General features: G+C 71.7%; 24 protein-coding genes. 14 read left to right on the plus strand and 10 right to left on the minus strand.

Going from position 1 to position 25559, the window contains the following annotated elements:
• Positions 1–257: 257 nt before the first annotated feature.
• Complete coding sequence (locus K4G22_RS31865; protein WP_228083014.1) at positions 258–851, plus strand: maltose acetyltransferase domain-containing protein; 594 nt, start codon at positions 258–260, stop codon at positions 849–851.
• Between the two features lie 13 nt (positions 852–864).
• Here the strand turns inward: K4G22_RS31865 and K4G22_RS26765 are convergent, their stop codons facing one another.
• The 8 genes from K4G22_RS26765 to ssuE all read right to left on the minus strand — a co-directional run bounded on the left by K4G22_RS26765 (position 865) and on the right by ssuE (position 10479).
• A complete protein-coding gene (locus K4G22_RS26765; RefSeq protein ID WP_228083015.1) occupies positions 865–2286 on the minus strand; it encodes an LLM class flavin-dependent oxidoreductase in 1422 nt (473 codons plus the stop codon).
• A complete protein-coding gene (locus K4G22_RS26770) occupies positions 2283–3977 on the minus strand; it encodes a dipeptide ABC transporter ATP-binding protein (RefSeq protein WP_228083016.1) in 1695 nt (564 codons plus the stop codon). The genes K4G22_RS26765 and K4G22_RS26770 overlap by 4 nt, the downstream gene beginning before the upstream one ends.
• A complete protein-coding gene (locus tag K4G22_RS26775; protein WP_228083017.1) occupies positions 3974–4849 on the minus strand; it encodes an ABC transporter permease in 876 nt (291 codons plus the stop codon). The genes K4G22_RS26770 and K4G22_RS26775 overlap by 4 nt, the downstream gene beginning before the upstream one ends.
• Positions 4846–5868, minus strand: coding sequence for an ABC transporter permease (locus tag K4G22_RS26780; protein WP_228083018.1), 1023 nt, complete (start codon positions 5866–5868; stop codon positions 4846–4848). The genes K4G22_RS26775 and K4G22_RS26780 overlap by 4 nt, the downstream gene beginning before the upstream one ends.
• Positions 5865–7502: an ABC transporter substrate-binding protein gene (locus K4G22_RS26785; RefSeq protein ID WP_228083019.1), complete on the minus strand. Its 1638-nt coding sequence runs from the start codon at positions 7500–7502 to the stop codon at positions 5865–5867. Before K4G22_RS26785 ends, K4G22_RS26780 begins: the two co-directional genes overlap by 4 nt.
• The gene (locus K4G22_RS26790; protein WP_228083020.1) at positions 7499–8656 is read right to left on the minus strand and encodes an LLM class flavin-dependent oxidoreductase; all 1158 of its coding nucleotides are present in this window, start codon (positions 8654–8656) and stop codon (positions 7499–7501) included. The genes K4G22_RS26785 and K4G22_RS26790 overlap by 4 nt, the downstream gene beginning before the upstream one ends.
• 69 nt (positions 8657–8725) lie before the next feature.
• Complete coding sequence (locus K4G22_RS26795) at positions 8726–9913, minus strand: SfnB family sulfur acquisition oxidoreductase (RefSeq protein WP_228083021.1); 1188 nt, start codon at positions 9911–9913, stop codon at positions 8726–8728.
• A complete protein-coding gene (gene ssuE / locus K4G22_RS26800; RefSeq protein ID WP_228083022.1) occupies positions 9910–10479 on the minus strand; it encodes an NADPH-dependent FMN reductase in 570 nt (189 codons plus the stop codon). Before ssuE ends, K4G22_RS26795 begins: the two co-directional genes overlap by 4 nt.
• 631 nt (positions 10480–11110) lie before the next feature.
• Between ssuE and K4G22_RS26805 the strand changes: the two genes are divergently transcribed.
• On the plus strand, positions 11111–12025 hold the full coding sequence (locus tag K4G22_RS26805; protein ID WP_228083023.1) for a LysR family transcriptional regulator: 915 nt from the start codon (positions 11111–11113) through the stop codon (positions 12023–12025).
• Positions 12026–12036: 11 nt separating this feature from the next.
• On the opposite strand, the gene K4G22_RS26810 is transcribed toward K4G22_RS26805, so the two are convergent.
• Positions 12037–12645 (minus strand): TetR/AcrR family transcriptional regulator, encoded by a 609-nt coding sequence (locus K4G22_RS26810; RefSeq protein WP_228083024.1) that lies wholly within the window; start codon positions 12643–12645, stop codon positions 12037–12039.
• Between the two features lie 89 nt (positions 12646–12734).
• Between K4G22_RS26810 and K4G22_RS26815 the strand changes: the two genes are divergently transcribed.
• From K4G22_RS26815 to K4G22_RS26825, 3 genes are all read left to right on the plus strand, one after another.
• Positions 12735–13484 (plus strand): SDR family NAD(P)-dependent oxidoreductase, encoded by a 750-nt coding sequence (locus K4G22_RS26815; protein WP_228083025.1) that lies wholly within the window; start codon positions 12735–12737, stop codon positions 13482–13484.
• Between the two features lie 212 nt (positions 13485–13696).
• Positions 13697–14314 (plus strand): TOPRIM nucleotidyl transferase/hydrolase domain-containing protein, encoded by a 618-nt coding sequence (locus K4G22_RS26820; RefSeq protein ID WP_228083026.1) that lies wholly within the window; start codon positions 13697–13699, stop codon positions 14312–14314.
• 78 nt (positions 14315–14392) lie between these two features.
• Positions 14393–14764 (plus strand): hypothetical protein, encoded by a 372-nt coding sequence (locus tag K4G22_RS26825; RefSeq protein ID WP_228083027.1) that lies wholly within the window; start codon positions 14393–14395, stop codon positions 14762–14764.
• 46 nt (positions 14765–14810) lie between these two features.
• Here K4G22_RS26825 and K4G22_RS26830 read toward each other — a convergent pair whose 3' ends face one another.
• Complete coding sequence (locus tag K4G22_RS26830; RefSeq protein ID WP_228083028.1) at positions 14811–15698, minus strand: LysR family transcriptional regulator; 888 nt, start codon at positions 15696–15698, stop codon at positions 14811–14813.
• Between the two features lie 120 nt (positions 15699–15818).
• Here K4G22_RS26830 and K4G22_RS26835 point away from each other — a divergent pair, with 120 nt between their 5' ends.
• The 9 genes from K4G22_RS26835 (at position 15819) to K4G22_RS26875 (ending at position 25549) form a co-directional block, all read left to right on the plus strand.
• The gene (locus K4G22_RS26835) at positions 15819–16787 is read left to right on the plus strand and encodes a hydroxyacid dehydrogenase (RefSeq protein ID WP_228083029.1); all 969 of its coding nucleotides are present in this window, start codon (positions 15819–15821) and stop codon (positions 16785–16787) included.
• A 54-nt stretch (positions 16788–16841) separates the two neighbouring features.
• A complete protein-coding gene (locus tag K4G22_RS26840; protein WP_228083030.1) occupies positions 16842–17972 on the plus strand; it encodes a mandelate racemase/muconate lactonizing enzyme family protein in 1131 nt (376 codons plus the stop codon).
• Positions 17973–17990: 18 nt separating this feature from the next.
• Positions 17991–19328 carry an ABC transporter substrate-binding protein gene (locus tag K4G22_RS26845; RefSeq protein ID WP_228083031.1) on the plus strand — a complete coding sequence of 446 codons (1338 nt, stop codon included), beginning with the start codon at positions 17991–17993 and terminating at the stop codon, positions 19326–19328.
• An 83-nt stretch (positions 19329–19411) separates the two neighbouring features.
• On the plus strand, positions 19412–20356 hold the full coding sequence (locus K4G22_RS26850; RefSeq protein ID WP_228083032.1) for a carbohydrate ABC transporter permease: 945 nt from the start codon (positions 19412–19414) through the stop codon (positions 20354–20356).
• Positions 20346–21236 (plus strand): carbohydrate ABC transporter permease, encoded by an 891-nt coding sequence (locus tag K4G22_RS26855; protein ID WP_228083033.1) that lies wholly within the window; start codon positions 20346–20348, stop codon positions 21234–21236. Before K4G22_RS26850 ends, K4G22_RS26855 begins: the two co-directional genes overlap by 11 nt.
• Positions 21237–21240: 4 nt before the next feature.
• Positions 21241–22050: a sugar phosphate isomerase/epimerase family protein gene (locus tag K4G22_RS26860; RefSeq protein ID WP_228083034.1), complete on the plus strand. Its 810-nt coding sequence runs from the start codon at positions 21241–21243 to the stop codon at positions 22048–22050.
• Positions 22044–23309 (plus strand): glucarate dehydratase family protein, encoded by a 1266-nt coding sequence (locus K4G22_RS26865; protein WP_228083035.1) that lies wholly within the window; start codon positions 22044–22046, stop codon positions 23307–23309. Before K4G22_RS26860 ends, K4G22_RS26865 begins: the two co-directional genes overlap by 7 nt.
• A 102-nt stretch (positions 23310–23411) precedes the next feature.
• Positions 23412–24395, plus strand: coding sequence for a D-2-hydroxyacid dehydrogenase (locus K4G22_RS26870; RefSeq protein WP_228083036.1), 984 nt, complete (start codon positions 23412–23414; stop codon positions 24393–24395).
• Between the two features lie 503 nt (positions 24396–24898).
• Positions 24899–25549, plus strand: a complete 651-nt coding sequence (locus K4G22_RS26875; protein ID WP_228083037.1) for a GntR family transcriptional regulator — start codon at positions 24899–24901, stop codon at positions 25547–25549.
• Positions 25550–25559: the final 10 nt, after the last annotated feature.

Consider the following 25559-nt stretch of genomic DNA (forward strand, 5'->3'; position numbering starts at 1 on the left):
ATCCGGCGAACCCCGCCCGACAGGACTCCTGAACGTTCCACGCCAGGGCTCTCGTTCAGGACCGGCCCCACACCCCGCGCGATACCGGGGTGTGGGGCCACCACGTTCCGGGCCGGAACTCCGCCGGGTCGGACGCCGGGCACCCGAGCCACGGGGAGCCGGGGCAGGCGGCGCCCGCTGCCGGCGTCCCCGTAGGCTTTCACCCCATGAGTGCACCAAATTCCAACAACAACGAGCAGGATTCAATTAGGGCCCGAATGCGCGCCGGCCGCCTCTACATCGATGTCGGAGAGGGGCTCGACGAGGAGCGGGGGCGCTGCCAGGAGCTGCTGTACGACTTCAACCACACCCGGCCCAGCGCGACCGAGGAGCGGGCGCGCCTCCTCGGCGAGCTGCTCGGCGCGTTCGGCGAAGGCGGCTGGATCGAGCCACCGCTGCGGATGGCCTATGGCTCCCGTGTCCATATCGGCAAGAACTTCTACGCCAACTTCAACCTGACGCTCGTCGATGACGTCGAGGTGTACATCGGTGACCGGGTGATGATCGGCCCCAATGTGACGGTGACCACCACCGGCCACCCCGTGGACCCCGGGCTGCGCGTCGGCGGCACCCAGTTCTCGTTCCCCGTGCGGATCGGGCACGACGTGTGGATCGGCTCCAACGTGGTGCTGCTGCCCGGGGTCACGATCGGCGACGGCTCGGTGATCGGCGCCGGCAGCGTGGTCACCCGGGACGTCCCCGAGCGAGTCGTCGCGGTGGGCAACCCCTGCCGGGTGCTGCGGCCGATCACCGAGCGGGACCAGCACTACTACCACCGCGACCGCCCGGTGGACTGGCGTCCCGAGGGCTGACCGCCGGCGTCGGTCAGCCGAACGCCGGCGGCAACCCGGCGCCGCCCCGGTAGCGGGCCCCTGGGTGGCTGGCGGGCAGCCGGGTGCGGCCGGGGCCGAAGAGCCGCTCGCGCAGGGTGTCCTCCTCGTACTTGGTCCGGTACAGGCCACGGCTCTGGAGCTCGGGCACCACCAGTTCGACGAAGTCCTCGGCGGTGCCGGGGGTGAGGAACTGCCGCAGGTTGAAGCCGTCCAGATCCGTCTCCCGCACCCACAGCTCGATCGCGTCGGCCACCTCGGACGGCGTTCCGATGGCGAAGAACGGCGGCCGGTCGAAGCGGGTCACCTCGCGCAGCGCGTCCGCGACCGTGCCGCTCATCCCGTGGAAACGGGTGCGCGGGGCGCGGTCCCGGCCGGCCGCCCGCTCCGCCGCCAGCACATCGGACATCAGCGTCTCGGGCGGGTAGGCGGCGAGATCGACCCCGCCGCCGCCCGCGTGCGCCAGATAGCCCTCGGCCCGGGAGAGCCGCTCGTACTCCTCGGCCTTGCGCCGCGCCTCCTCACGGGTGCGGCCCACGATCACCACCGCCATGGCGAACGCCTTGACGTCCGCCGGCGCCCGCCCGTGCTCGGCCGCCCGCCGGCGGACGTCGGCGACATTGGCCCGCACCGTGGCGAAGTCACGGCCGGCGACGAAGATCGCCTCCGCGTGCTTCCCCGCGAACGCCCGGCCAGGGGCCGAGCTGCCCGCCTGGAAGAGCACCGGGGTGCGCTGCGGCGACGGCTGCGACAGATGCGGCCCCGCCACCCGGAACCAGCGCCCCTCGTGGTTGATCGGCCGCACCCGCGCGGGGTCGGTGTAGACATGCCGCTCCCGGTCCTGGAGCACGGCGTCCTCGTCCCAGGAGCCCTCCCACAGCTTGTAGAGGACATCGAGGTACTCGTCGGCGATCTGGTAGCGGGTGGCGTGCTCCACCTCGTCCGGCAGGCCGAAGTTCCGTGCCGCGTTGGGCAGATAGGAGGTCACCACGTTCCAGCCGAAGCGTCCTCCCGTCAGATGGTCCAGGGTGCTGGCCCGCCGGGCGAAGGCGAACGGGGGCTCGTAGGTGGTGGAGAACGTCGCGGCGAACCCCAGGTGCCGGGTGGCCGCGGCCATCGCCGGGATCACCAACAGGGGGTCGTTGCTGGGTATCTGCACGGACTCACGGAGCGCGGTCTCGGGCCCGTCGCGGTAGCCGTCGTAGGCGCCGATCACATCGGCCAGGAAGACCGCGTCGAAGAGCCCCTCCTCCAGCAGCTTCGCCTCCTCCACCCAGAAGTCCAGCTCGTTGAACCGGTGCCGGTTGTTCTCCGGGTGGGTCCACAGCCCGTGGGAGATATGGCCGACGCAGTTCATCTCGAACAGGTTGAACGCGATCTGCCTGGGCTCGCCACCTCGGGGCGTCGGATCGGTCATGCCACGGGCTCCCATCGGGGTAGAGCGGCCAGGAGTTGTCGGGTGTAGGGCGCCCGGGGCGCGGCGAGGACCTCGTCCACCGGGCCCTCCTCGACCACCCGGCCGTCCTTCATCACCAGCACCCGGTCACTGACGTGGTGGATCACGCCCAGATCGTGCGAGATGAAGAGACAGGCGACGCCCAACTCGGACTTGAGGTCGGCGAACAGGTCCAACACCCGTGCCTGCACGGAGACATCGAGCGCCGACACCGGCTCGTCACAGACCAGCAGCTCGGGGCGCGGGGCCAACGCCCTGGCGATCGCGACCCGTTGACGTTGGCCCCCGGAGAGCCGCAGCGGGCGGGCCGCCAGGTGGTGTTCTTCGAGCCCCACCTGCTCCAGCAACTCCACGCTCCGGGCGCGGACATCGTCCACCGGGTTCGGGTCGGTGGCCACCGCGTCGGCCAGCACCTGGGCGACGGTCCAGCGGGGGTCGAACGAGCTGAGCGGATCCTGTGCCACCAGGCCGACGCGGTGCCGCAGCGGACGGCGGCGCGCCGCGCCGGTCTCCGTCCAGGGCGCGCCGTCCAGCAGCACCCGGCCCTCGTCGGGCGCCAGCAGCGCCAGCGCCATCCGGGCCGTGGTGGTCTTCCCCGAACCGGACTCGCCGACGATGCCGAGGGTCTCGCCGGGGCGCAGTTCGAAGGAGACCCGGTCCACCGCCGTCCGCACCCGGCCGTCCGGGCCCCGATACCGCTTCACCAGATCGGTGGCGGTCAGCAGCGGTCCGGTCAGCCGCGGCCCATCGCCCGGGGGGCGTCTCGCCGCCGCCGGGCCCCGGGCCCGCCGGGGCTCGGGGGAGAGCCGGGTGCCCCGGGTGCGGGCGGTCGGGATCGCGTCCAACAACGCCTGGGTGTAGGGGTGTCGTGGGGAACGCAGCACCTCGTGGGCGGGGCCCTGCTCGACGATCTCGCCGTCCCTGAGCACCGCGATCTCGTCGGCGAGGCGGGCCACCACCGCCAGATCGTGGCTGATCAGCACCAGCGCCCTGCCGCGCGCCAACGTGTCCGCCAGCACGTCCAACACCTGTGCCTGCACGGTGACATCGAGCGCGGTGGTGGGCTCGTCGGCGATCACCAGATCGGGGTCCAGGGCCAACGCCGAGGCGATCAGGGCCCGTTGTCGCAAGCCCCCGGACAGCTCGTAGGGGCGTTGCGCGGCGCGCAGTTCGGGCTCCGGCACGCCCACCTCGGCCAGCACGTCGAGCACCCTGGCCCGCCGGGAGCGCCGGTCGCCGCGCCGGTGGGCGCGCAGCGGCTCGGCCACCTCGGCGCCCACCGTGCGGAGTTGGTCCAGAGAGACGAGCGCGTCCTGGAGGACGAAGCCGATCTCCCGGCCCCGGATCGCCCGCCACCGCCGTTCCGAGAGGCCGCGCAGATCCCGGCCCCGCCACTCCAGCCGGTCCGCTTCCACCACCGCCCCCGGGCCGGCCAGCCCCACCAGGGTGCGGGCCGTCACGCTCTTGCCCGATCCGGACTCGCCGACGATCGCCAGGCAGCGGCCCGGACGTATCTCGAAGGAGACACCCCCGACCACCGGGGTCACCGTGCCGGCGTGGTCGAAGCCGATCCGCAGATTGTCGACCCTGATCAGCGGGGTCCCGGCGCTCTCCCGGGGGTGGTCGGCCGCCCGGGTCGCTGTGCTGGTCACGCCTGTGCTCCTTCGAGTCGCCTACGAACCGCCCGGCCGAGCGTGGTCACCGCGAGCGCCACCGAAACGATGGCCAGCCCCGGCATCACCTCGATCCACCAGGAGGTGGTCACATAGAGCCGCCCGCCCTCCAGCAGCGCGCCCCACTCGGGCGACGGCGGCGCCACGCCGAGGCCGAGGAACGCGAGGCCGGAGGCCCAGACGATGGACTGGCCGACGCCCAGGGTGAACATCGCCAACAGTGGACGGAGCGCGTTGGGCAACACGTGCCGGACGACCACCCGCGTCGGCCGGTGGCCCAGCGCGTGCGCCGCCTCCACATAGGGCTGGCCTCGCACCGCCAGGACCTGGCCGCGCACCATCCGGGCATAGCCGGGTGCCGAGCCGACGCCCACCGCGATCACCAGCGTGGTCACCGACGGGCCGCGCACCGCGACCAGCAGCAGGGCCAGCAGCAACACGGGGAAGGCGAAGGCCACTTCGAGCAGCCGGCCGACCACCAGATCCACCAGCCTGCCGCCGAGCCCGGAGAGCAGGCCGAGCAGCACCGCCAGCGACAGGGCGAGCGTCGTGGCACCGAGACCGATCAGCAGCGAGGGACGGGCACCGTGCACGATCCGGGTATAGAGGTCACGTCCCGACTGGTCGGTGCCCAGAACGTGGTCCCACGAGGGTGGTTGGGCGGCCCGGTGGATGTCGACGGCCAGCGGATCACCGGGCGCCAGCAGGCTCGGCCAGAGCGCCGCCACGGCGAAGAACAGCACCACGGCCAGGCAGAGCGCGTTCACCGGGCCGATCGCCCGCAGCCGCGCCCAGGCGGCCGAAGGGCTCGCCGTGCTCGCCGCCGTCCCGGAACGGAGCGTCGTGCTCATCGTTCACCGATCCTCGGGTCGATCAGGGTGTAGGCGAGGTCGACCAGCAGATTGGCCACCACATAGACCAGGGCGACCACCATCACCACCCCGGCCACCACCGGCACATCCCGGGCGTTGACCGCGTTGAGCAGCACCTGGCCGAGGCCCGGCCGGGAGAACACCCGCTCGACCAGGACCGCCCCGGAGAACAGCGCGCCCAGGGCCCAACCGGAGAGGGTGAGCGCCGGCAGCACCGAGTGCCGCAGCACATGCCGCACGCGCACCGCCAGATCACCGACGCCCCGGGCACGCGCCGAGACGACGAACGGTTGGTCCAACGTCCGTTCGAACTCGTCACGTGTCACCTGGCCGAGGAAGCCGGCCAGCGGGACCGCCAGGGTCAGCACCGGCAGCGCCAGCGCCGCCGGCCCCGAGCCGCCGACCACGGGGAACCAGCGCAGCTCCACCGCGAAGACCACCAGCAGGATCACCCCCAGCCAGTAGTGCGGCAGGCTCGCCGCCAGCGCCTCGAAGCCCGAGCCGAGCGCGGAACGCGCCCGTCCCCGGCGTGCCGTCAGCAGGATCAGGCCGAGCGCCAGCAGCCAGGCCACCAGCAGCGCGCCGCAGGTCAGCAGCAGGGTGGGCGCCAACTGGTCGGAGATCACCTCGGTCACCGGCTTCAACTGCTGGTAGGAGGTGCCCAGATCGCCGCCGGCCAGGCCGCGCAGATACTCCAGGTACTGGGCGGGAAGCGGCTCGTCGAAGCCGAACCGCTCGTTGATCGGGGCGAGTTCCTCCGGGGTGCGCTCCACGGTCTGCCCGGTGCTGAGGTTCAGCAGCAGGGTGGCCCGGTCGCCCGGCATCAGCACCTGGGCGAGAAAGGTGACGGTCGCCGCGGCCCAGAGCACGCCCAGGGCGGACAGCGCGGTGGTGGCGATCGTGCCGAGCCGCCGCCCCGTGGGGCGGGGAGGAGCCTTCGACGCCGGTGGGGTGGCTGGGGCCGGGGCGGCCTCGGGGGGCCGCAGGATCGCGCTCACCGGACGAAGTAGGCGTCGTGGAAGACGGGTTCGCCCTGCGAGTCCTCGATCCACACGTCCTTGAGGTCGCGGGCCACCGCCAGCGAGGTGGTCTGGGTGTACAGGCCGAGCGTCGCCGCCTCGTCCGAGATCAACCGCTGTGCCCGGCCGTAGAGTTCGTCCGCCTCCGCGCGGGTAGCGGCCGAGTTGGCCCGGACGATCAGCTCCTCCAGCTCCGGGTTGTTGTAGAACTGCGAATTCGACTTGTTGGGCTTCTCCGGCAGGTCCTGACGGAACGTGATGTAGAGGATGCCGGCGGTGGGGCTGGTCCAGTAGGAGGGGTAGGCGTCATAGGCGTCGGGGCCCGCATAGGTGCCGGAGAGGATCTCGGCCTGGGTCGCCGGGATCAGCGTGACATGGAAGCCCACCTCCTTCACCTGCGCCTGGAGGTTCTGCAACATGGTGGCTCCTTCGGGGGTGAAGACGTAGCCGGCGCCGTAGACCAGCGTGATCCTCAGCTCCTCGCCGTCCCTCACGCGGTAGCCGTCGTCGTTGAACTCGGTCCAACCGGCCTCGTCGAGAAGGGCGTTGGCGCGTTCGGGATCGTACGGATAGTCGTCGGCCGCATCCGGGTCGTAGCCGGGCGTCGACTGGCTGACGGAGCCGTTGCCCTCGAACGGGATCACCCCGTTGAAGGCGCTGCGCACCGACCCCTCGCGGTCCCCGGCGTGGGCGAACGCCTGGCGTACCCGGAGGTCGGTGAACGGGCCCTTCACCGTGTTCAGTGCCAGCGAGACCGGACGTCCAGGGGTGATGTACTGCTCGACCTGGAACAGTTCCTGGGCACGGGACCACTCGGGGGTCGGCACGTCATAGATGACATCGGTCTCGCCGCTGGTCAGCGAGCCGTAGCGGGCCACGGGATCGTGCAGGAACTTCCAGACCAGCCGCTCCACATGGGCCGGACCCTGGTGCCTGGCGTTGGCCGGGCCCCACTGGTAGTCCGGGTTCCTGGTGAAGGTGACGCCGTCCCCGCGCCGCCACTCCTCGACGACGAACGGGCCGCTGCCGACCGGCTGTTCACAGTTGGCCTCCGGGCCCCTGGCCAGCGCGGTGGGCGACTGGATGCCGAAGTACGCCTGGGAGAGCGCGGAGAGCAGCGGCGTGTAGGGCCGGGACAGGGAGAGCTCGAAGGTGGTGGGGTCCACGGCCCGGCTGGTCTCGTAGTAGTCCGCCAGATAGGCGCCGACCGTGCCGTTGCCCTGCTCGTCGAGCCAGAACTCGAAGTTCCGGCTGACCGCCCGCGCGTCCAGCGGGGTGCCGTCGCTGAACCGCACCCCTTCCCGCAGGGTGAACGTCCAGGTCAGCTGGTCGTCGGAGACCTCCCAGGCGTCCGCGAGCCAGGGCACGATCTCCCCGTCGTCGTCCTGGGAGACCAGCGAGTCGAGGAACTGCCGCGAGAGATAGGCCTGTTGGATCCACCCGCCGTAGAGGCAGGGCGGCTCCTGGTCGTGCCCGTAGGTGATGGTGCCCCCGGTGAGAGGGGTGCCCTCACCGGTGGGCACCGCGTCGACGCCGCAGGCGGTGAGCGCGCCGACCAGCAGCAGCGCGCCGGCCAGCAGCCCGCCTCGGCGGGCGGTGGAACGGTCGCTCATGACGCCGCTGCGGGGGAGGTGAACGGGGTGACGGTGGGCGTCGCCCGTGCGGCGGCGCGGGGGTGGCTCCACAGCCCGTCGGCGGCCAGCAGCGGCAGCACGCCCTCGCCGAACCAGTACGCCTCCTCCAGATGGGGGTAGCCGGAGAGCACGAACTCCTGGATGCCGACGGCCTGGTACTCCTTGATCAGCCCGGCGACCTCCGCGTGGCTGCCGACCAGGGCCGTCCCCGCGCCGCCGCGCACCAGCCCGATGCCGGCCCACAGCCCCGGGTGGATCTCCAGGCTGTCCCTGGTGCCGCCGTGCAGGGCCAGCATCCGCTTCTGCCCCTCCGACTCGCTCTTCCCCAGGCCCTGTTGCACGGCCTGGACGGTTGCCGTGTCGAAGCCGGCGAGCAGCCGCTGGGCCTCGGCCCAGGCGTTCGCCGAGGTGTCCCTGGTGATCACATGCAGCCGGATGCCGAAGCGCACGCTGCGGCCCTCCGCCGCCGCGAGCCGGCGGATCCAGCCGATCTTCTCGGCGACCTGGGCCGGCGGTTCGCCCCAGGTGAGATAGACATCCGAGTGCCGTGCCGCCACCGGGCCGGCGGCCTGGGACGAGCCGCCGAAGTACACCTCGGGGATCGGATCGGGGAGCCGGTGCAGCACGGCCTGCTCCACCTGGAGATGCTCGCCCTGGTGGTCGACGGTCTCGCCCGTCCACAGGGCACGGACAATGCTCAGGAACTCGTCGGTGCGCGCATAGCGGCCGTCCTTGTCCAGCCGGTCGCCGTAGGCCCGCTGCTCATGGCTCTCCCCGCCGGTGACCACGTTGAGCAGCAGCCGGCCGCCGCTCTGCCGCTGGTAGGTGGACGCCATCTGGGCGGCCAGCGTCGGCGAGACGAAACCGGGCCGGAAGGCGACCAGGAACTTCAGATGCTCGGTGTGCTGGCTGATCATCGCCGTGGTCAGCCAGGCGTCCTCGCACCAGGCGCCGGTCGGCGTCAACGCCGCCACAAAGCCCACCTGTTCGGCGGCGCGGGCGATCTGCGTCAGATAGCCGACCGTCGGAGGCCGGTCGCCACCGGCGCTGGTGGCCGGCGTGCCATGGCCGCCGCCGACCACATGGCGGCTGTCGCCGTTGGTGGGCAGGAACCAGTGAAAGGTCAGACTCATGGGGGGTTACTCCTCGGAGTGCGTGCACGGTCGGTGGCCGCTGGGGCCCAGCGCGGGGCCGGTGCGGGCCTAGAGCAGGCCGTGGCGGGGCGGCGGGGTGCCGTTGAGCAGGTGACGGCCGAGGTGCTGCACCTTCCAGCGCGCCGGATCGTGCAGCGTGTGGGTGCGGGCGTCCCGCCAGTGCCGGTGCAGGTTGAGGCTCGCCAACGCCGAGCGCGTCCCGGCGACTTCGAAGAGCGCGCTGCCCAGCTCGACGGCCGCCCTCCCGGTGACCACCTTCGCCGCGGCCACCGCGAGCGAAGCCGCCGCGGCCGTCTCGTCGGTGAGGCCACCGCGGGCCAGGTCCACCGCGCGCGCCGCCTCCACCAGCAGCGCCTCGGCGGCGCGCACCTCGATGGCCAGCTCGCCGAAACGCTGGATCAACAGCGGATCGTCGCTCGCCGCCTCGAAGCCGCTCTCGAACCACGGCCGGCTCTTGGTGCGGACGAACTCAACCGCCTCGGCCAGCGCCCCGGCGGCGATCCCGGCGTCGATGGCGGCATGGAGCAACTGGGCCACCGCGCCGTGCAGTTGCGGCCCGGTGAAGGTCAGATGGTGCGGCACGATCCGATCCGCCGGCACCCGCACCCCGTCCAGCCGGACGCTGCCGCTGGCCGTGGTGCGCTGGCCGAGACCGTCCCAGTCGTCCACCACGGTCAGCCCCGGGGCGTCGCGCGGCACATACGCCACATGGAGCGCGTCGCCCGCGCCCCTGGCCAGCACGGGGATCCAGTCGGCGAAGAGCGCACCGGTGGCGTAGTGCTTGAGTCCGGTCAACTCCCAGGCTCCGTCCGGCTGTTCCACCAGCCGGGTGCGGATGTCCTGAACATGCCTGGTGCCCGCCTCCGACTGGGCGTTGCCGAGCCGCCGGCCGGCCAGCACCTCGCCGAAGAAGAACGCCCGCTGAGCCTCGGTGCCCTGCGCCCGCAGCACATTGAGGTAGACGAAGTGGCTCTGCGGGATCTGCGCCAGGCTGGCGTCCGCGGCGGCCAGCAGCCGGACGACCTCGGCGAGGGTCTCCTGACGGACATCCGCCCCACCGTGCTTCGCCGGCACGGTCACGGCCAGCAGGCCCGAGGCCGAGAGACGCGCCAACTCGGCCCGGGGCAGCTCGCGTTCGGCGTCCCGCCGGGCCGCTCCCTGGCGGAACTCGGCGGCCAGCTCGGCGGCGACGGCCAGCGCCTCGGCGTCGTCCCCGATCACCCGGGCGGCGCTCATCCGGCCGCCGCCAGCACCGTGGGGGTGGCGGCGGCCCGCAGGTCGAGCGCGGTGGAGAACGCGTCGACCACCTGGGCCAGCGCCTCGGCCGACGGCTCGGCGACGGTCAGCGTGCCGTCCTCGGCGACCGTGATGTCCTTGTCCAGGGTGAACCAGCCCGGCAGGATATGCGTCGCGCCCATCGAGCTGAGCACAGGCCGCAGGGCGTAGTCGATGGCCAGCACATGCGCCGTGGTGCCGCCGGTGGCCAGCGGCAGCACCGTCTTCTCCGTGAGCGCGTACTGCGGCAGCAGGTCCAGCAGGGTCTTGAGCAGCCCCGAGTAGGCAGCCTTGTAGACGGGGGTGCCGACCACCACGCCGTCCGCCTGCGCGAACAGCTCGGTGGCCTTGACGATCGCCGGATGCCGGAAGTCCGCGTGCAGCAGCGCCTCGGCGGGGATGGTCCGGACATCCAGGGGTATCACCCGGTGTCCCTGGGCGATGAGCCGCGCGTCCAGATGACGCAGCAGGCGTCCGGTGCGTGAGGTCGGTGAGGGGCTTCCGGAGACGGACAACACCGTTGACATGACGGTCCTTTCGGGTCCGGTGAGCGGGGTGGGGGAGAGCGGCGGACGGTACGGCGAGTAGAAAGGCCGCCGCGGGAAAACCGGGTGCCGGCGTGGTCGACCCATGGGAGAAGAGGGGAAATCGGGGAGGGAGGTTACGCGCGTGACAGAGTTCTCCGCCGGCTTTTCGGGAATGCCGAAACAGGGGGAGTGGCGCGAGATCGAATATCCCGAGGGAAACCGGGCGAAATGCCTTTACCGTTCAGTGTTTGACGGTCGCATCCGCTGGGCGCGTTCGGTTGGGGAGAGCGAGGTCACCGGGAGTGACAGGCCGGGGCGTGGTGGCCTCGACGGCGGTGGATCCGGCGGTGACTAACAGCAACAGGCGGAGCTGGAGACGCGAGCGAGGTCGACGTGGCGTCGCCGCGTGAGGTCCTGTCGCTTCATTTCACCGATCCAACCAGGAGATGTCACAGCCGGTCAAGAGAAGTCCTGATGTGTCTCACATCCCGGACCTGGCGCGGCACTTGGCAAATGTCGTGGCCGCGCTTACGAGATTACCCGCTGGGGCTTGGGAAAAGCGAGACGGCATCCACGAGGGCGTGATAGGGGAACCCTTGCACCGAACGCCTTTGCCGGGCATTCTTCCTGGGTGCGGACCGAACAGCTTGAGTACATCGCGGCAGTCACCCGCCTGGGTTCGCTCCGCCGGGCGGCTGAGGAACTGCACCTCTCCCAACCCGCGCTGAGCGAGAGCGTGCGCAACCTCGAACGGGAGCTGGGCCTCGACCTGTTGGAGCGTAAGCGCTCGGGCGCCACCATCAGTGACGAGGGCCGGGAGCTGCTCCCCCACATCATCGAGGTGATCGAGGCGGTCGACCGACTGCGCCGCGCCGCAGGGGACGAGCAACGCGCCGGGGGAATGGTCCGCCTCGGCACGGTCAACACGGCGACGGTGCCGCTGCTGATCCCCACCGTCCAGGAGTTCCGCGCCCGCCACCCCACCACCCAGGTCGAGGTGGTCGGTGCCCAACAGGACGATATCCACCGGGGGTTGCTGGAGGGTGGCTTCGATCTCGGCCTTGTCAACCAGCTGACGGGCGACGACGCGCCGCCGTCCTTCGAGACGGTCGAGCTCCTTCGGGGCCGCCCGGTGGTCTGTGTCCGCCCGGACAGCGCGCTGGCCCGCCTCGACCGCGTCGGCGCGGCCGACCTGCTCACCGAGCCGCTGATCGTGATGCGGGCCGGCTATGTGATGCACCGCTATGTCCACCGCCTGCTCGACGGTCGCTCGCCCTCCTTCTCCTACTCGACGGACGGCGCCGAGATGGGCAAGCTGATGGTGGCCGAGGGCCTGGGCGCCACGGTGCTCCCCGACTTCAGCGTGCGCGGCGACCCGCTGGAACGCCATGGCGCCATCACCTGGCGTCCCCTGGCCGCCGACACCCCCGAAGTCCTGCTGGTCCTCCAGCGGCGCCAGCCAGGGCTGGTGCCCCGAGCGGCTCGCGACCTGCACGCCCTCCTGGTCGGGCGGGCCGAGGAGGTCCGCGCGAAGCGGGCGTCCTGACCTGGGCGGGGTCAGCCGGTCGGCCAGTTGCGGAGGGCGGCGTCGGCGATACGGCGCAGTTCCTCGCGGGTGGCGCCGGCGGCGGCCTGGACCGCGATGCCGTCCGCCATGGCCAGGAGGTAGTGGGCGAGGACGTCCGGGTCGGCGTCGGCGGGCAGGTCGCCTTCCTCGACGGCGCGCCGGAAGCGGTCGCGGAAGCTCGCGCGGTTGCGGTCGCGCCAGGCGTCGAGCGCGTCGGCGGCCCGCTGCCCGAGGTGGTTGGCGGCGAGGGACGCCTGGACGCCGAGGCATCCGGCGGGGCAGTCGTCCCGGGTGGTGCCCTCGACGGAGGCGGTGAGGTAGGCGGCGGCCACCTCCCGCGCGGTGGGCTGCTCCCGAACCCGCTCACCGTAGGCGGATCGGCTGTCGGCGTAGCGCTCCAGGGTCTTCCGGAAGAGGTCCTCCTTGTTGCCGAAGGCCGCGTACATGCTCGTCTTGGTGATCCCCATGGCGCGGGTCAGGTCGGTGAGGCTGACGCCGTCGTAGCCGTGCTCCCAGAAGGTGAGCATCGCGCGCTCCAGGGCCTGGCCGGTGTCGAACCCGCGCGGCCGTCCGATCGGCGCCCTTCCCGTCTCTTCCACCCCCTCACCCTACCTTTCTGTCCCGATCGGAACAGAAGTGCTACGGTTGGCCTTCTGTTCCGATCGGGACAGAAAGAAAGGGGCAGGTCATGGGGACACTCGAAGGCAAGACGGCCGTGGTCACCGGCGGCGGCACGCGGGGCATCGGCCGGGCCACGGCCGCCCGGCTGGCGGCCGAGGGCGCGCACGTGTTCATCACCGGCCGGCGCGAGGCCGAACTGAGGGAGGCGGCCGAGTCCATCGGCGCCGCGGTCACCGCGGTGCCCGGCGACATCACCGACCCGGCCGACCTGGACCGGCTGTACGACCTGGTGCGCGAACGCGGGCAGGGCCTGGACGTGCTGTTCGCCAACGCGGCCACCGCCTCGTTCGCGACGCTGGACCAGATCACCGTCGAGGACTTCGACCGCACCTTCGGGGTGAACGTCAAGGGCACTCTGCTGACCGTGCAGAAGGCGCTGCCGCACCTCAACGACGGCGCTTCGGTCATCCTGAACGCCTCCACCAACGCCGACCGGGGCGCTGCGGCGTTCGGCCTGTACGCGGCGTCCAAGGCCGCCGTCCGGTCCTTCGCGCGCACCTGGGCCAGCGAACTCACCGCCCGCGGCATCCGCGTCAACGCCATCTCGCCGGGACCGATCGACACCTCCGGCGTCACCGAGCTCGTCGGTGAGGAGAACTCGGCCGCCTACAAGGCGCAGATCGCCACCCAGGTCCCGGCCGGCCGGATCGGGCGCCCGGAGGAGGTCGCCGCCGCGGTGGCCTTCCTCGCCTCCCCGGAGAGCGGCTACGTCATGGGCACCAACCTCTACGTCGACGGCGGGGCGAACCAGATCTGACCCCCGCGCACGCGGAAACGGCCTCCCTCCCCGACGCGTCGACGCCCGCCGGTCGGCGCGAGGCCGGCCACAGCGGCGACGGGGAGTACCGGGAGGTGTGCGACGGGCACCGGGACGGCGAGCGGCTCGCCGGGCCGGCCGTCGTCCTCGGCGCCGCCAGCTCGGCCCCTGCTCGCGCCCCTCCGCCGTGCCGTTCCGTGCAAGACTCCCCCATGGCTGACATGAGGGCGTTCCGCGAGGCGGTCACCGGCTGGGCGGCCGGCGGCCACGTCGGGGCGGCGGGGGAGTTGGCGGCGCGGCTGCCCGTCAGGGCGGTGGTGCTGCTCGAAGGGCCGAGCGATGTCGCGGCGGTCGAGGCGTTGGCCGCTCGACGCGGCAGGGAGCTGGCGGCCGAGGGCGTCTGCGTGCTGGCGATGGGCGGCGCCATGAGCGTCGGCCGGTTCGCCCAGCTGCTCGGCCCTGCCGGGCTCGGCCTCCGTCTTGTCGGGCTCTGCGACGAGCGCGAACGCCCCTTCTACGCCCGCGCGTTGGAGCCGGGCCCTACCCCCGCGCAGCCGTTCTTCGTCTGTGCGGCGGATCTGGAGGACGAGCTGATCCGCGCGCTGGGGACCGCGAGGGTGACGGAGCTGGTCCGCGCGGAGGGCGACGCCCGTGCCCTCCAGACCTTTCTGCACCAGCCAGCGCAGCGGGGCCGCACCGCGCAGCAGCAGCTGCGTCGCTTCTTCGGCACCAAGAAGGGCCGCAAGATCCACTATGGCCGCGTCCTCGTCGAGGCCCTCGACCCCGCCCGCACCCCCGCCCCGCTCGACGACCTCTTCGCCGCGCTGTGACGGGATTTGGCGCTCACGGGGCGATACATGGCACGGAGAGCGTCGTGCTGACGGTTCGTCAGAGTGCATCTTGGTCGGATGACACACAGACGGAGCATCCCCGCCGCCCTGGCCGCCGCAGGGCTGGTCCTCGGACTGGCCGCCTGCGGCGGCGATGACGACGGCGGCGGTGAGGAGAGCAGGGAGGTGCTCCAGTACTCCGTCGCCGAGGAGGAGTTGGACGCCGGATGGGTTGCCCTCCTGATGGATGACGCCGGCCCTCCGCACGCCATGGCGGCCATCGGCCACTACGCCGGGAGTCTCGACGCGTCGACGGACGTCACCATCACCGTCTACCGGAACGTGGAGCGGACCGCCGTCATCTGCGAGGCCCGCTGGCCGGACTTCAAGGTCAACATCAGCTGCCCCGACGAGACCGTCAACATGGTCGACGACTCGATCAACGACTGACGCGTAGGCGTCCGGCCGCGACGCCCGGCCCCGCCCCCGGAAGGGCTCAGCGGGGCTCGGGGCCGGCCAGCAGCGCTTCGGTGAGGGGCTTGAGGGCCGGGTTGGGGTTGTCCGGGTTCCAGCAGGCGTGGAGGGTGACGGAGTGGGTGTCGGCCGGGACCAGCTCCCGGTAGCGGACGCCCTGGACGGACATCGTGGTGATGGAGCGGGGCACCAGGGCGCAGCCGAGCCCGGCCCGGACCAGGGCCAGCATGGTGGGGACCTGCGAGGTCAGCTGGCTGACGGCGTAGCGGTCCACGCCGATCATCGCGGCGCAGATGTCGTGCAGGTACTGGGAGCCCTCGGGGGCGTAGCCGATGTAGTCGTCGGTGACATCGGCCAGGCCGATCGGGGTGTCGCCCTCGGCCTGGGGGTGGTCGGCCGGTAGCGCGAGCAGCAGCTCCTCCGAGTGCACCAGCACGGAGGCGTAGGGCTCGGGGATCGGCGGGCGCACCAGGCCCAGATCGACACGCAGCTCGCCCAGGGCGGTGAACTGGTCGGCGCTGACCATCTCGGCCAACTCCACCGCCGCGTGCGGCAGCTGACGGCCCACCAGATCCAGGGTCTCGGCCAGCACGGCGAACGCGCCGATGGCGGTGAAGCCGAGGCGCAGGGTGCTGGGGTGGTCGTCCGCGGCGCGTCGGGCGGCGGCGGGGCCGGCCTCCAGCAGGGCCAGCACCCGTTGGCCGTAGGCGAGCAGGGTCTCGCCCGCCGGGGTGATCCGCACGCCCCTGCCCACCCGCTCGAAGAGCAGCACCCCGAGGCCGCGCTCGATCGCCTGGATCTGGCGTGAAAGCGGCGGCTGGGTCATGTTGAGCCGCGCGGCGGCGCGGCCGAAGTGCTGCTCCTCGGCCACGGCCACAAACCCGCGCAGCTGCTGGAGGGAGATATCCATACCGGCACAGTATCGGATGATGCAGAACGGGGCTTGGACGGGCATAACTGCCGGCTCTACCGTAACGGCCACCTTCACCGTTTCGGCCAAGGAGCCAGGTTGTTGAAACTCGCCGTCGCCATGACCGCCCAGCGTGCCGAGGATGTCTGCGGTCCTCAGGCCAGAGCCCTGATGGAGGAGCGCTTCGCCACCACCTGGGCGGCTGAGCCGCTCACCGCCGAGGGCGTCACGGGGCTGGCCGCCGGTCATGACGTGCTGCTCACCAGCTGGGGCACCCCCCATCTGGACTCCGCGATCTGGTCGGACGGAGACGGACCGCGCGTCGTCGCCCACGCCGCCGGCACCGTCAAGCGGCTGATCGACCGCGAGGTGCTCGACCAGGGCGTCACGGTCTTCTCGGCCGCGGGACGCATCGCCTGGTCGGTCGGCGAGTACTGCCTGGCCTCGATGCTGACGCTCGCCAGGCGGTTGCCCAGGTTCGACGCGGCGGTACGCGGCGGCGGCTGGAAGCAGACCGCGTTCCGGGGCGGCGAACTCGCCGGCCAGCGGGTCGGGTTGATCGGCGCCAGCGCCACCGCCCGCGCGCTGATCAGCCTGCTGGAGCCGTTCCGCTGCGAGGTGCTGGTCTACGACCCCTATCTGGACGAGGACCGGGCCGCCGCGCTCGGCGTCCGCCGGGCCTCCCTCGAAGAGGCGCTGGCCTGCCCCTTCGCCTCGCTCCATGTGCCGGACCTGCCGGCCACCAAGGGCATGGTGACCAGGGCGATGATCGAGCGGGTCATCCCCGACGGGGCCGTCGTCGTCAACTCGGCCCGTGGGCCCTCGATCGACCAGGACGCGCTCTTCGAGGCGGCCCTGGCCGGTCGGATCTCCGCCGCGCTCGACGTCTACGACCCCGAGCCGCCGACCCTGCCCGAGGCGGTGCTCGGCTGTCCCAACCTGCTCTTCACCCCGCATGTCGCCGGGGACACCGTGGACGGCCATCTCGCTCTGGCCGGCGCGGTGTTGGGCGATGCGTTGGGCTGGCTCGACCACGGCACGCTCGGTCCGACCCATGTCGACCCGGCGGCCTGGCCGACTGCCGCCTGAGCGCTCGCCAGGACCACCCACCGGTACGTCCCCCCCTCGAAAGGAACACCTGCCATGTCGCGCATCACGGCGGTCGAGGTCTTTGCCGTGACCGTCCCGTTCGCCCGACGTTTCGTGCTGGGCAGCGGCGCTGTTGGCACCCCCGACCAGGCCGGAGCCGTCGTCTTCGTCAAGCTCACCACCGAGGACGGCGTCGTCGGCTGGGGCGAGCAGCGGGCGCTGCCCAGCTGGAGCTATGAGACGGCCGAGACCATCGCGGTCGTCATCCGACGCCATCTGACGCCCATCCTGCTCGAACTCACCCCCTTTGACGTGGAGTTGTTCCACCGCGAGGCCAACCGCCGGCTCAGCCCCTCCGTCTCCAACGGCTTCCCGTTCGCCCGTGCCGCCGTCGATATCGCGCTCCATGACGCGGCCGGCAAACTCGCCGGGCTGCCGGTGCACGCGCTGCTCGGCGGCCGGGTGCGGGACGAGCTGCCGCTCTGCTCCGCCATCGGCGTCGGCACCCCCGAGGCCGTCAGGGAACACGCCCTGGCCTCCGCCGACTACGCCGCCTACAAGGTGAAGATCGGCGGCGATGTCGAGGCCGACACCCGTGCGGTGCGCACCGTCGCCGAGGCCGTCGACGGCAAGCCCATCTGGCTGGACGCCAACCAGTCCTACCGCCCCGCCGCGCTGCTCCAACTGCTGGACGGCGTCCGGGACGTGCCCGGCATCCACTGCGTGGAACAGCCGGTGCCCTCCACCGACACCCTGGGGCTCAGCCGGCTGCGCACGCTGATCGACCTGCCGCTCGCGATCGACGAGGGCAGCTTCAGCGCGCAGGACCTGTCCCGGGCGATGCGCCTGGACGCCGCCGATCTGGTGGTCGTCAAGATCTGCAAGGCCGGCGGCATCCGCAACGCGCTCAAGACCGCCCAGGTCGCGTTGGCCGGCGGCGTCGAGGTGTTGGCCAGCGGCCTCACCGACTGCGGCATCGGCTTCGCCGCCGCCGTGCACCTCTTCAGCCAACTGGAGCTGGCCCTGCCCGCCGAGCTCAACGGGCCCGAGCTGCTCTCCGATCTCTATGTCGACAACCTGTCCATCGAGGCGGCCGTCGCGGCCGTTCCCACCGCCCCCGGCCTCGGCGTCGAGGTCGACGAGGAGCGGATAAGGGCCGAGGCGTTGGACCTCGCCCTCAACTGACCACGCGAGGAGACGACGATGTCCGCCGCTACCAACACGTTCAAGGGAAGTCAGGGGATCTCCCGCCGCTCCCTGCTGCGGGGTGCCGCCGCCTTCGGCTCTCTGACCGCCGCCGGCTCCCTGGCCGGCTGCTCGTCGGGGCCGCCGGACGGCACCGCCACCTGGTCCATGTGGTCGTCGAGCCCGGAGGAGGGCCAGGTCTGGGCGGACTTCGGCGCCCATGTCGAGGAGCGGCTCGGCATCCGGTCGGCCTCCCAACTGACCCCGTCCGACGGCTATGTGACCAAGCTCGACCTCCAGCTGGTCAGCGGCACCGCCAGCCTGGTCACCGCCCTCAACGGCTGGCTCATACCGACCTACGCCGCGCGCGGCGCGCACCGCGAGCTGGACGATCTGATCGCGGCCGACCCCGAGTTCGATCCGGAGGACTTCTACCCCGACATCCGTTCCATCTCGTCCTTCGACGATCGCACCTTCGCCATCGGATTCGATGTCGCGCCCACCGTCCTCTACTACAACAGGACGCTGCTGGCGGAGAACGGCGTCGAGCCGCCGCACCCGACCGAGCCCATGGACTGGGACACCTTCCGCGAGCTGACCATCCAACTCAGCGGCCCGGACAACCAGTACGGCTTCACCTGCGCACCGTCCATCGACGACCTGGTCTCCTGGATCTACTCGGCCGGCGGCAACGTGATGAACGAGCGCGAGGACGCCAGCGCGCTGGACGCGCCCGAGGCGATGGAGGCGCTGCACTATGTGATCGACCTCTTCGTCCGCGACCGCGTCACCCCGCCGATCAGCAACCTGGTCACCGAGAACTCCCTCGCGAACTTCCTCGAAGGCAACGTCGCGTTCATGCAGAACGGGCCCTGGCAGGTGGTGAACGTGCGGGGCGCCTCGTTCGACTGGGACATCGTGCCCTTCCCGGCCGGGCCCGCCGGCAGCAAGCCGCGGGTGTCCGGGTCCAGCTTCGCCATCCCCGCCGCGGTGCGCGGCGACGACCTGGAGCTGGCCTGGGAGTTGCTCAAGGTGCTGACCTCGACCGACGCCCTCAACATCTATGCCAGGGCCGGCCGCAACAACCCGGCCAGGCTGTCGGCCGGCACCGCCTTCGCGCCGCCCCCCGACAACCTCTCGGTGGTGCAACGGATTCTGGCCGGCGAGGTCGCCGGCGGCCACCCGTTCGACGTCACGACGAACTGGAACCAGGTGCGGCAGCTGCTCGGGCAGGACCTGCCGCGCGCGTTCCTCGGGCAGCGCGGCGTCACCGAGACCATCGACGGGCTCACCCCGCGCCTCAACGTCCTGATGCGCCAGCACCAGGACCACATCCGGGCCGGCGCCGCGCACTGACCGGCCGTGGTCCCCCCAGTCGCCCATCCGCGTGACACCCCCCATCCCCAACCCACCCGTTCGCTCGGCACCAGGAGGACGCCATGGCCGTCGAGACACCCATCGCCACATCGGGGAGCCCACCGGGCCGACCCCGGCGTCGGGGGCGCCCGAGCCGCTTCGGCTCGGAGACCTTCGCCGCCTGGCTCTTTCTCACGCCGAGTTTCGTCGGCTTTCTGATCTTCACGGCCGGCCCCGTGGTCGCCGCCGGCGTGATCTCGCTGCTCCACTGGAACCTCTTCAGCCCACCCACCTTCGCTGGCCTTTCGAACTACACCCGGCTGGGGCCCGATCCGACCTTCTGGTCGGCGCTCGGCAACACCGCCTACTTCACCCTGGTCAGCGTCCCGTTGACGATGGTGGTCAGCCTGGCGCTGGCGCTGCTGCTCAACCACGGGCTGCGCCGGATGGCGATCTTCCGCTCGCTGTTGCTGCTGCCCTACGCCACCATCACCGTGGCCGTGGCCTTCGTCTGGATCTGGCTCTACATACCGCACGACGGGCTGATGAACAGTGTGCTCGGCCTGGTGGGCATCGACGGACCCGCCTGGCTGATCTCCGACACCTGGGCGATGCCCTCGCTGATCCTGATGAGCGTCTGGAAGAGCTTCGGTTTCGGCATGGTGATCTTTCTGGCCGGCCTCCAAGCCATTCCGCAACAGCTCTATGAGGCAGCCAAGGTGGATGGAACATCTGCCTGGGGGTCTTTTCGCAATGTGACGCTGCCGCTGCTGTCGCCCTCGATGTTCTTTGTGATCGTCACTTCGGTGATCGGTTCGTTCCAGGTCTTCGACCAGGCGTTGGTGATGACCAACGGCGGGCCGGGCTCCAGCACCACCACGCTGGTCATGTACATCTATCAGTCCGGATTCCAGAACTACGAACAGGGCTACGCCGCCGCCCAGTCCCTGGTGCTGTTCGCCTTCATCGCCCTGATCACCGGGATCCAGTTCCTCTTCCAGCGGAGGCTGGTGCACTATGACATCTGACGCCCCGCCGCTGGTCCAGCCGCGTCGCGCCGCGCCGGCGCCCCGCCCGGTGCCGACCCGCCAGCTGGTCAGACGCAAGCTGCTGGTCTTCGCCTGCTTCCTGGTCACCGGCATCACGCTGCTCCCCATCGTGATGATGGTGCTGGTGGCCTTCCAGTCGGACGCCGAGTCCATGGCCGCCCAGCCGTCGTTCTGGCCCAGCACCTGGCACTGGGAGAACATCGGCCGCACCTTCGACCTGGTGCCCCTGGGCCGCTACCTGCTCAACACCGTGTTCTTCGCCGGCGGCACCGCGCTGCTGGAGACCGTCACGGCCGCACTGGCCGCCTACGCCTTCGCCCGTCTCAACTTCCCAGGGCGCAACGCCATCTTCGGCGTCTATCTGGCCACCCTGATGATCCCGGCCCAGGTCACCCTGATCCCGCAGTTCATCATCGTGGCCAAGATGCACGGCGTGGACACCTGGCCGGGGATGATCCTGCCGCACGCGTTCACCGCGCTGGGCGTCTTCCTGCTGCGGCAGTTCTTCCTCGGCATCCCCAGGGACTACGAGGAGGCCGCCCGACTCGACGGCGCCAACCGTTGGCAAGTGTTTCTCCGGGTGATCGTTCCACTCGCGGTACCCGCCATCGCGACACTCTTTGTCTTCAAGTTCATCAGCCAGTGGAACAACCTGCTGTGGCCGCTGGTCATCTCGAACAGCGACGCCACCAGGACCGCGTCCGTCGGACTCCAGGTGTTCCAGGACACCAACGGCACCCAGTGGAACCTGCTGCTGATGGCCGCCACCCTCACCACCATTCCGCTGATCGTGCTCTTCTTCCTGACCCAACGCTGGTTCGTCCGAGGCATCACCATGAGCGGGCTCGGAGGCCGCTGAACCCATGTCATTCCACTGGTCCGTCTTCACCAAGCCCTGGCTGTCCCTGCCCGCCGACGAGTTGGGCCCGCTGGTCGCCCGGCTCGGCTTCACCGGCGCCGAGGTCCCCGTCAGGGACGGCGCCCGTCTCACCCCGGCCGACGCCGAGCGCACCCTGCCGGCCTTCGCCCGCAGGCTGCGCGCCGACGGCGTCGAAGTGATCAGCGTCGCCAGCGAGTTGACCGAGCCGGTCTTCGCCGCCTGCGCAGCGGCCGAGGTGCCGCTGATCCGGATCATGGCCGAACTCGGCCCCGACGGCTACGCGGCCTCCGTCATCAGGAACCGCGAACAGCTGGCCGCCGTCGCGCCGTTGGCCGAGCGCTACGGTGTGCGGGTGGGCGTCCAGCCCCACCACGGACGCTGGATCTCCACCACGCTCGGCGTGCTCGACCTGCTGGACGGGCTGCCGCCCGAGCACTTCCAACTGGTCTGGGACGCCGCGCACGACGCCCTGGCCGGCGACGACCCCCGCGTCACCCTGCCGCTGGCCGCCGACCGGCTGGCCATCGTCAACCTGAAGAACGCCCACTACGCCAGGACCGAGGAGCCGTCGGGCGCGGTGGGCGGGGACTGGCGCACCTGGTTCGTCCCCGCGCCCGACGGGCTCGCCAACTGGTCGGCGGCCCTTGGCACGTTGACCACCCTGGGCTGGGCGGGCCCGGTCTGCCTCTCCGGCCAGTACAACGAGCCGGCCGTCCCGGTGGCCGAGCTGCTGGCCACCGATCTCGACTGGGCCAGGAAGGCGGCCACCCCCGGAACGGAGCGCGGATGCTGATCACCGGCGCCACGATCACCCCCGTGGCCTTCCGCGACCCGCCGCTGCGCAATGTGCACGGGGTGCACCAGCCCTACGCGCTGCGCGCCATCATCCAGGTGCGCACCGACGAGGGCCTCGTCGGACTGGGCGAGACCTATGGCGACCGGGGGGTGTTGGACGCCCTGGCGGCCGTCGCACCCCGGCTCGCCGGGTCCGACCCGTTCGACCTCAACGCGTTGGAGCGGCTGGTCGCCGAGGCGCTGGCCGGCTCGGCCGGGCCGGCCACCCACGGTCTGATCGGCGCCCCCGGGCACGCGAAGACGGTCGCCACGGTGGTCTCCGCCTTCGAGGTGGCCTGCTGGGACCTGCGCGGCAAGGCGCTGGGCCGCCCGGTGGCGGAACTGCTCGGCGGCCGGGTCAGGGACGCCGTGCCGTTCAGCGGCTATCTGTTCTTCAAGCACGCCGCGCACGTTCCCGACCCCGGCTATCCGGCGGACGGGTGGGGCGAGGCGATGGACCCGGACGGGGTGGTCGCCCAGGCCCGGCGGATGGTCGACCGGTACGGCTTCCGTTCGCTGAAGCTCAAGGGCGGGGTGCTGCCGCCGATGGCGGAGGCCGAGGCGATCGAGGCGCTGCGCGCCGCCTTCCCCGAACACCCGCTGCGGCTCGACCCCAACACCGCCTGGACGGTGCCGACCAGCCTGGCCGTGGCGCGGCGGCTCGCCGGCGTGGTGGAGTACCTGGAGGACCCGACGGCCGGCATCGGCGGCATGGCCGAGGTCGCCCGCCGGACGGAGGTGCCGTTGGCCACCAACATGTGCGTCACCCAGTTCGACCATCTGCCGCCGGCCGTCGCGAAGGGCGCGGTGCGGATCGTGCTCTCCGACCACCACTACTGGGGCGGGCTGCGGGCCTCGCTCCGACTGGCCGCGATCTGCCGGACGTTCGGCCTCGGCCTGTCCATGCACTCCAACTCGCATCTGGGTATCAGCCTCGCCGCGATGACCCAACTGGCCGCAGCCGTACCGGAGTTGACCTATGCCTGCGACACCCACCACCCCTATCTGACCGAGGACGTGGTGCGGCCGGGTGCCTTCCGGTTCACCGACGGCTCCCTCGCCGTGCCCGAAGGCCCTGGCCTCGGCGTGGAGTTGGCCGAGGACGCGCTGGGCGAGCTGGCCGAGCAGTACCTGCGCTGCGGCTTCGACACCCGCGACGACATCACCCCGATGCGGGCCGTCGATCCCGGTTGGGACCCGGTGATGCCGCGCTGGTGAGCGGCGTGCCATGAGACGTGCGACGGTCGAGGAGCCGGCCCGCCGCTGGGCGGGCCGGCCGCTGCTTCACGAGATCACCGAGAAAGGCATGGCGACCCTGGCATGAACGACACCCCGACCCCGCCCACGCTGGTGATGGTGCCCCCGCACGCCGACGCCACCGCGGACTGGCCGCGCCGGCTGGCCGACGAGGTGCCAGGGCTGCGTGTGCTGCGCCCGGAGACGGAGGAGGCGGCGGCCGACGCGCTGGCCGGAGCGGACGCCGCCTATGGCACGCTGTCGCCCGAACTCCTGGCGCGCGCACCGAGGTTGCGCTGGCTCCAGGCGCCGCAGGCCGGCCCGCCGCCCGGCTTCTACCACCCGGACCTGGTGGCGCACCCGGCCCAGGTGACCAATATGCGCGACACCTACACCGACCATGTCGCCGTCCACACCCTGGCGTTGGTCCTCGCCCTGGCCCGGGACCTGCCCGGCTATGTCCGCGCGCAGTCGGCCGCCGTCTGGGCGCCGAACTGGGACGCCGCCGCCGTGTGGCCGCCGGCGGGTGCCACCGCGCTGGTCGTCGGCGCCGGCGCGGTGGGGGCCGAGGTGGGCCGGCTGCTGGCCGCGTTCGGCTGCCGGGTGGTCGGCGTGGACGCCCGGCTGACGGAGGCGCCGCCCGGGTTCGCCGCGCTGCATCCGGCGGACGCGCTGGACGCCCGGCTGCCCGAGGCCGACCTGGTCGTCCTCACCGTGCCGCACACCCCGCGCACCGAGGGGCTGTTGGACGCCCGCAGGCTGGCGCTGCTGCGGCCCGAGGCGCTGCTGGTCAACGTGGGGCGCGGCCCGATCGTGCGGCTGGACGCCCTGGTCGAGGCGCTGGACGCGGGGCGGCTGCGGGCCGCCGCGCTCGACGTGTTCGAGACGGAGCCGCTGCCGGCGGACCATCCGCTGTGGCGCCACCCGCGCGCCCTGCTCACCCCCCATGTGGCCGGTGCGGGGCCGCACGCGGACGAGCGGCGTTTCGATGTGCTGCGGGAGAACGCCCGCCGCTTCGTCGAGGGCGCCGAACTGGTCAATGTCGTGGACAAGTCCGAGTGGTTCTGACGCGTGGGCGTTCGCTTCCGCAATCCGGTGAACTCGGTGACCGCCCCCAACAGCACCCGCGGCCGTGCGGAGCTCGGCGGGATGTCCGGTTCGGCCGGCGCGGTCCGGTCTTCCGCTTCGGCCGCCGGGCCTCTCGTCGCCGACCGGGGCGCCATCCGGCTTCCCCAGGACAGAGCGCATATGGTGGCCGGTCGGATTCATGAGGGCGGTGGCCCGCGGGGGTTCCGCTTGGGGCCGGTAGCCGCCGGGTGACCGGGGGCGACGACAGGCGCCACCATCAGGTCACCGACGGCCGCTTCGCGGCGGGCGTCCACCCGCAGGCCACCGGGCCACCGCTGCCGGCGCGCCGGGAGACGCGTGTTCGATGGCAGGTCCTTGCGGGTGCGATTCGACGGAACGGGAAACTCCCGGCAGGATGCGCCGTGCAGCCGTGGGGGCGGCAGTCTCCTCGGCAACGCGGGTGCTCGACCGGCACCAGCGGGGGAACGCACGATGGGGACCGCATGATCCACGGCAGAACCACCACGCTCAGAAAACGGGAGTGCCTGCGGGAGACCGTCGCACACGCCCTGCGCGCCGCCATCATCTCCGGCGAGATGGAGCCGGGCACGGTGTACTCGGCGCCGGCGCTCGGGGGGCGGTTCGGGGTCTCGGCCACCCCGGTCAGGGAGGCGATGCTGGACCTGGTGCGCGAGGGCATGGTGACCTCGCTGCCGAACCGGGGGTTCCGGGTGACGGAGGTGTCGCAGGCGGATCTGGAACACATCACCGAACTACGGCTGTTGATCGAGCCGGTCACCGTCCGGCGGGTGGTGCCGCTGATCCCGCGCGAGGACCTCCCGGGGCTGCGCGCGCTGGCCGTGCGGACGGTCGAGACCGCGACCCGGGGCGAGCTGCTCGACTACGCGGAGGCGGACCGGGACTTCCACCTGGAGCTGCTGCGCTACGCGGGGAACCCGAGGATCGTCGAGACCGTCTCCCAACTCGGCTTACAGACACGGCTGCACGCGCTCGCCCCGCTGGCCAGACACGGCCGGCTGCGGGCCTCGGCCGAGGAGCATCTGACGCTGGTCGACCTCGTCCGACAGCGCGACCAGCAGGGCGTCTTCGCGCTGATGGACCGTCATATCGCCCGCCAGCACGACCATTGCTGAGCCGCTGGCG

The sequence above is a fragment of the Streptomyces profundus genome (genome assembly GCF_020740535.1).
GTDB classification, from domain to species: domain Bacteria; phylum Actinomycetota; class Actinomycetes; order Streptomycetales; family Streptomycetaceae; genus Streptomyces; species Streptomyces profundus.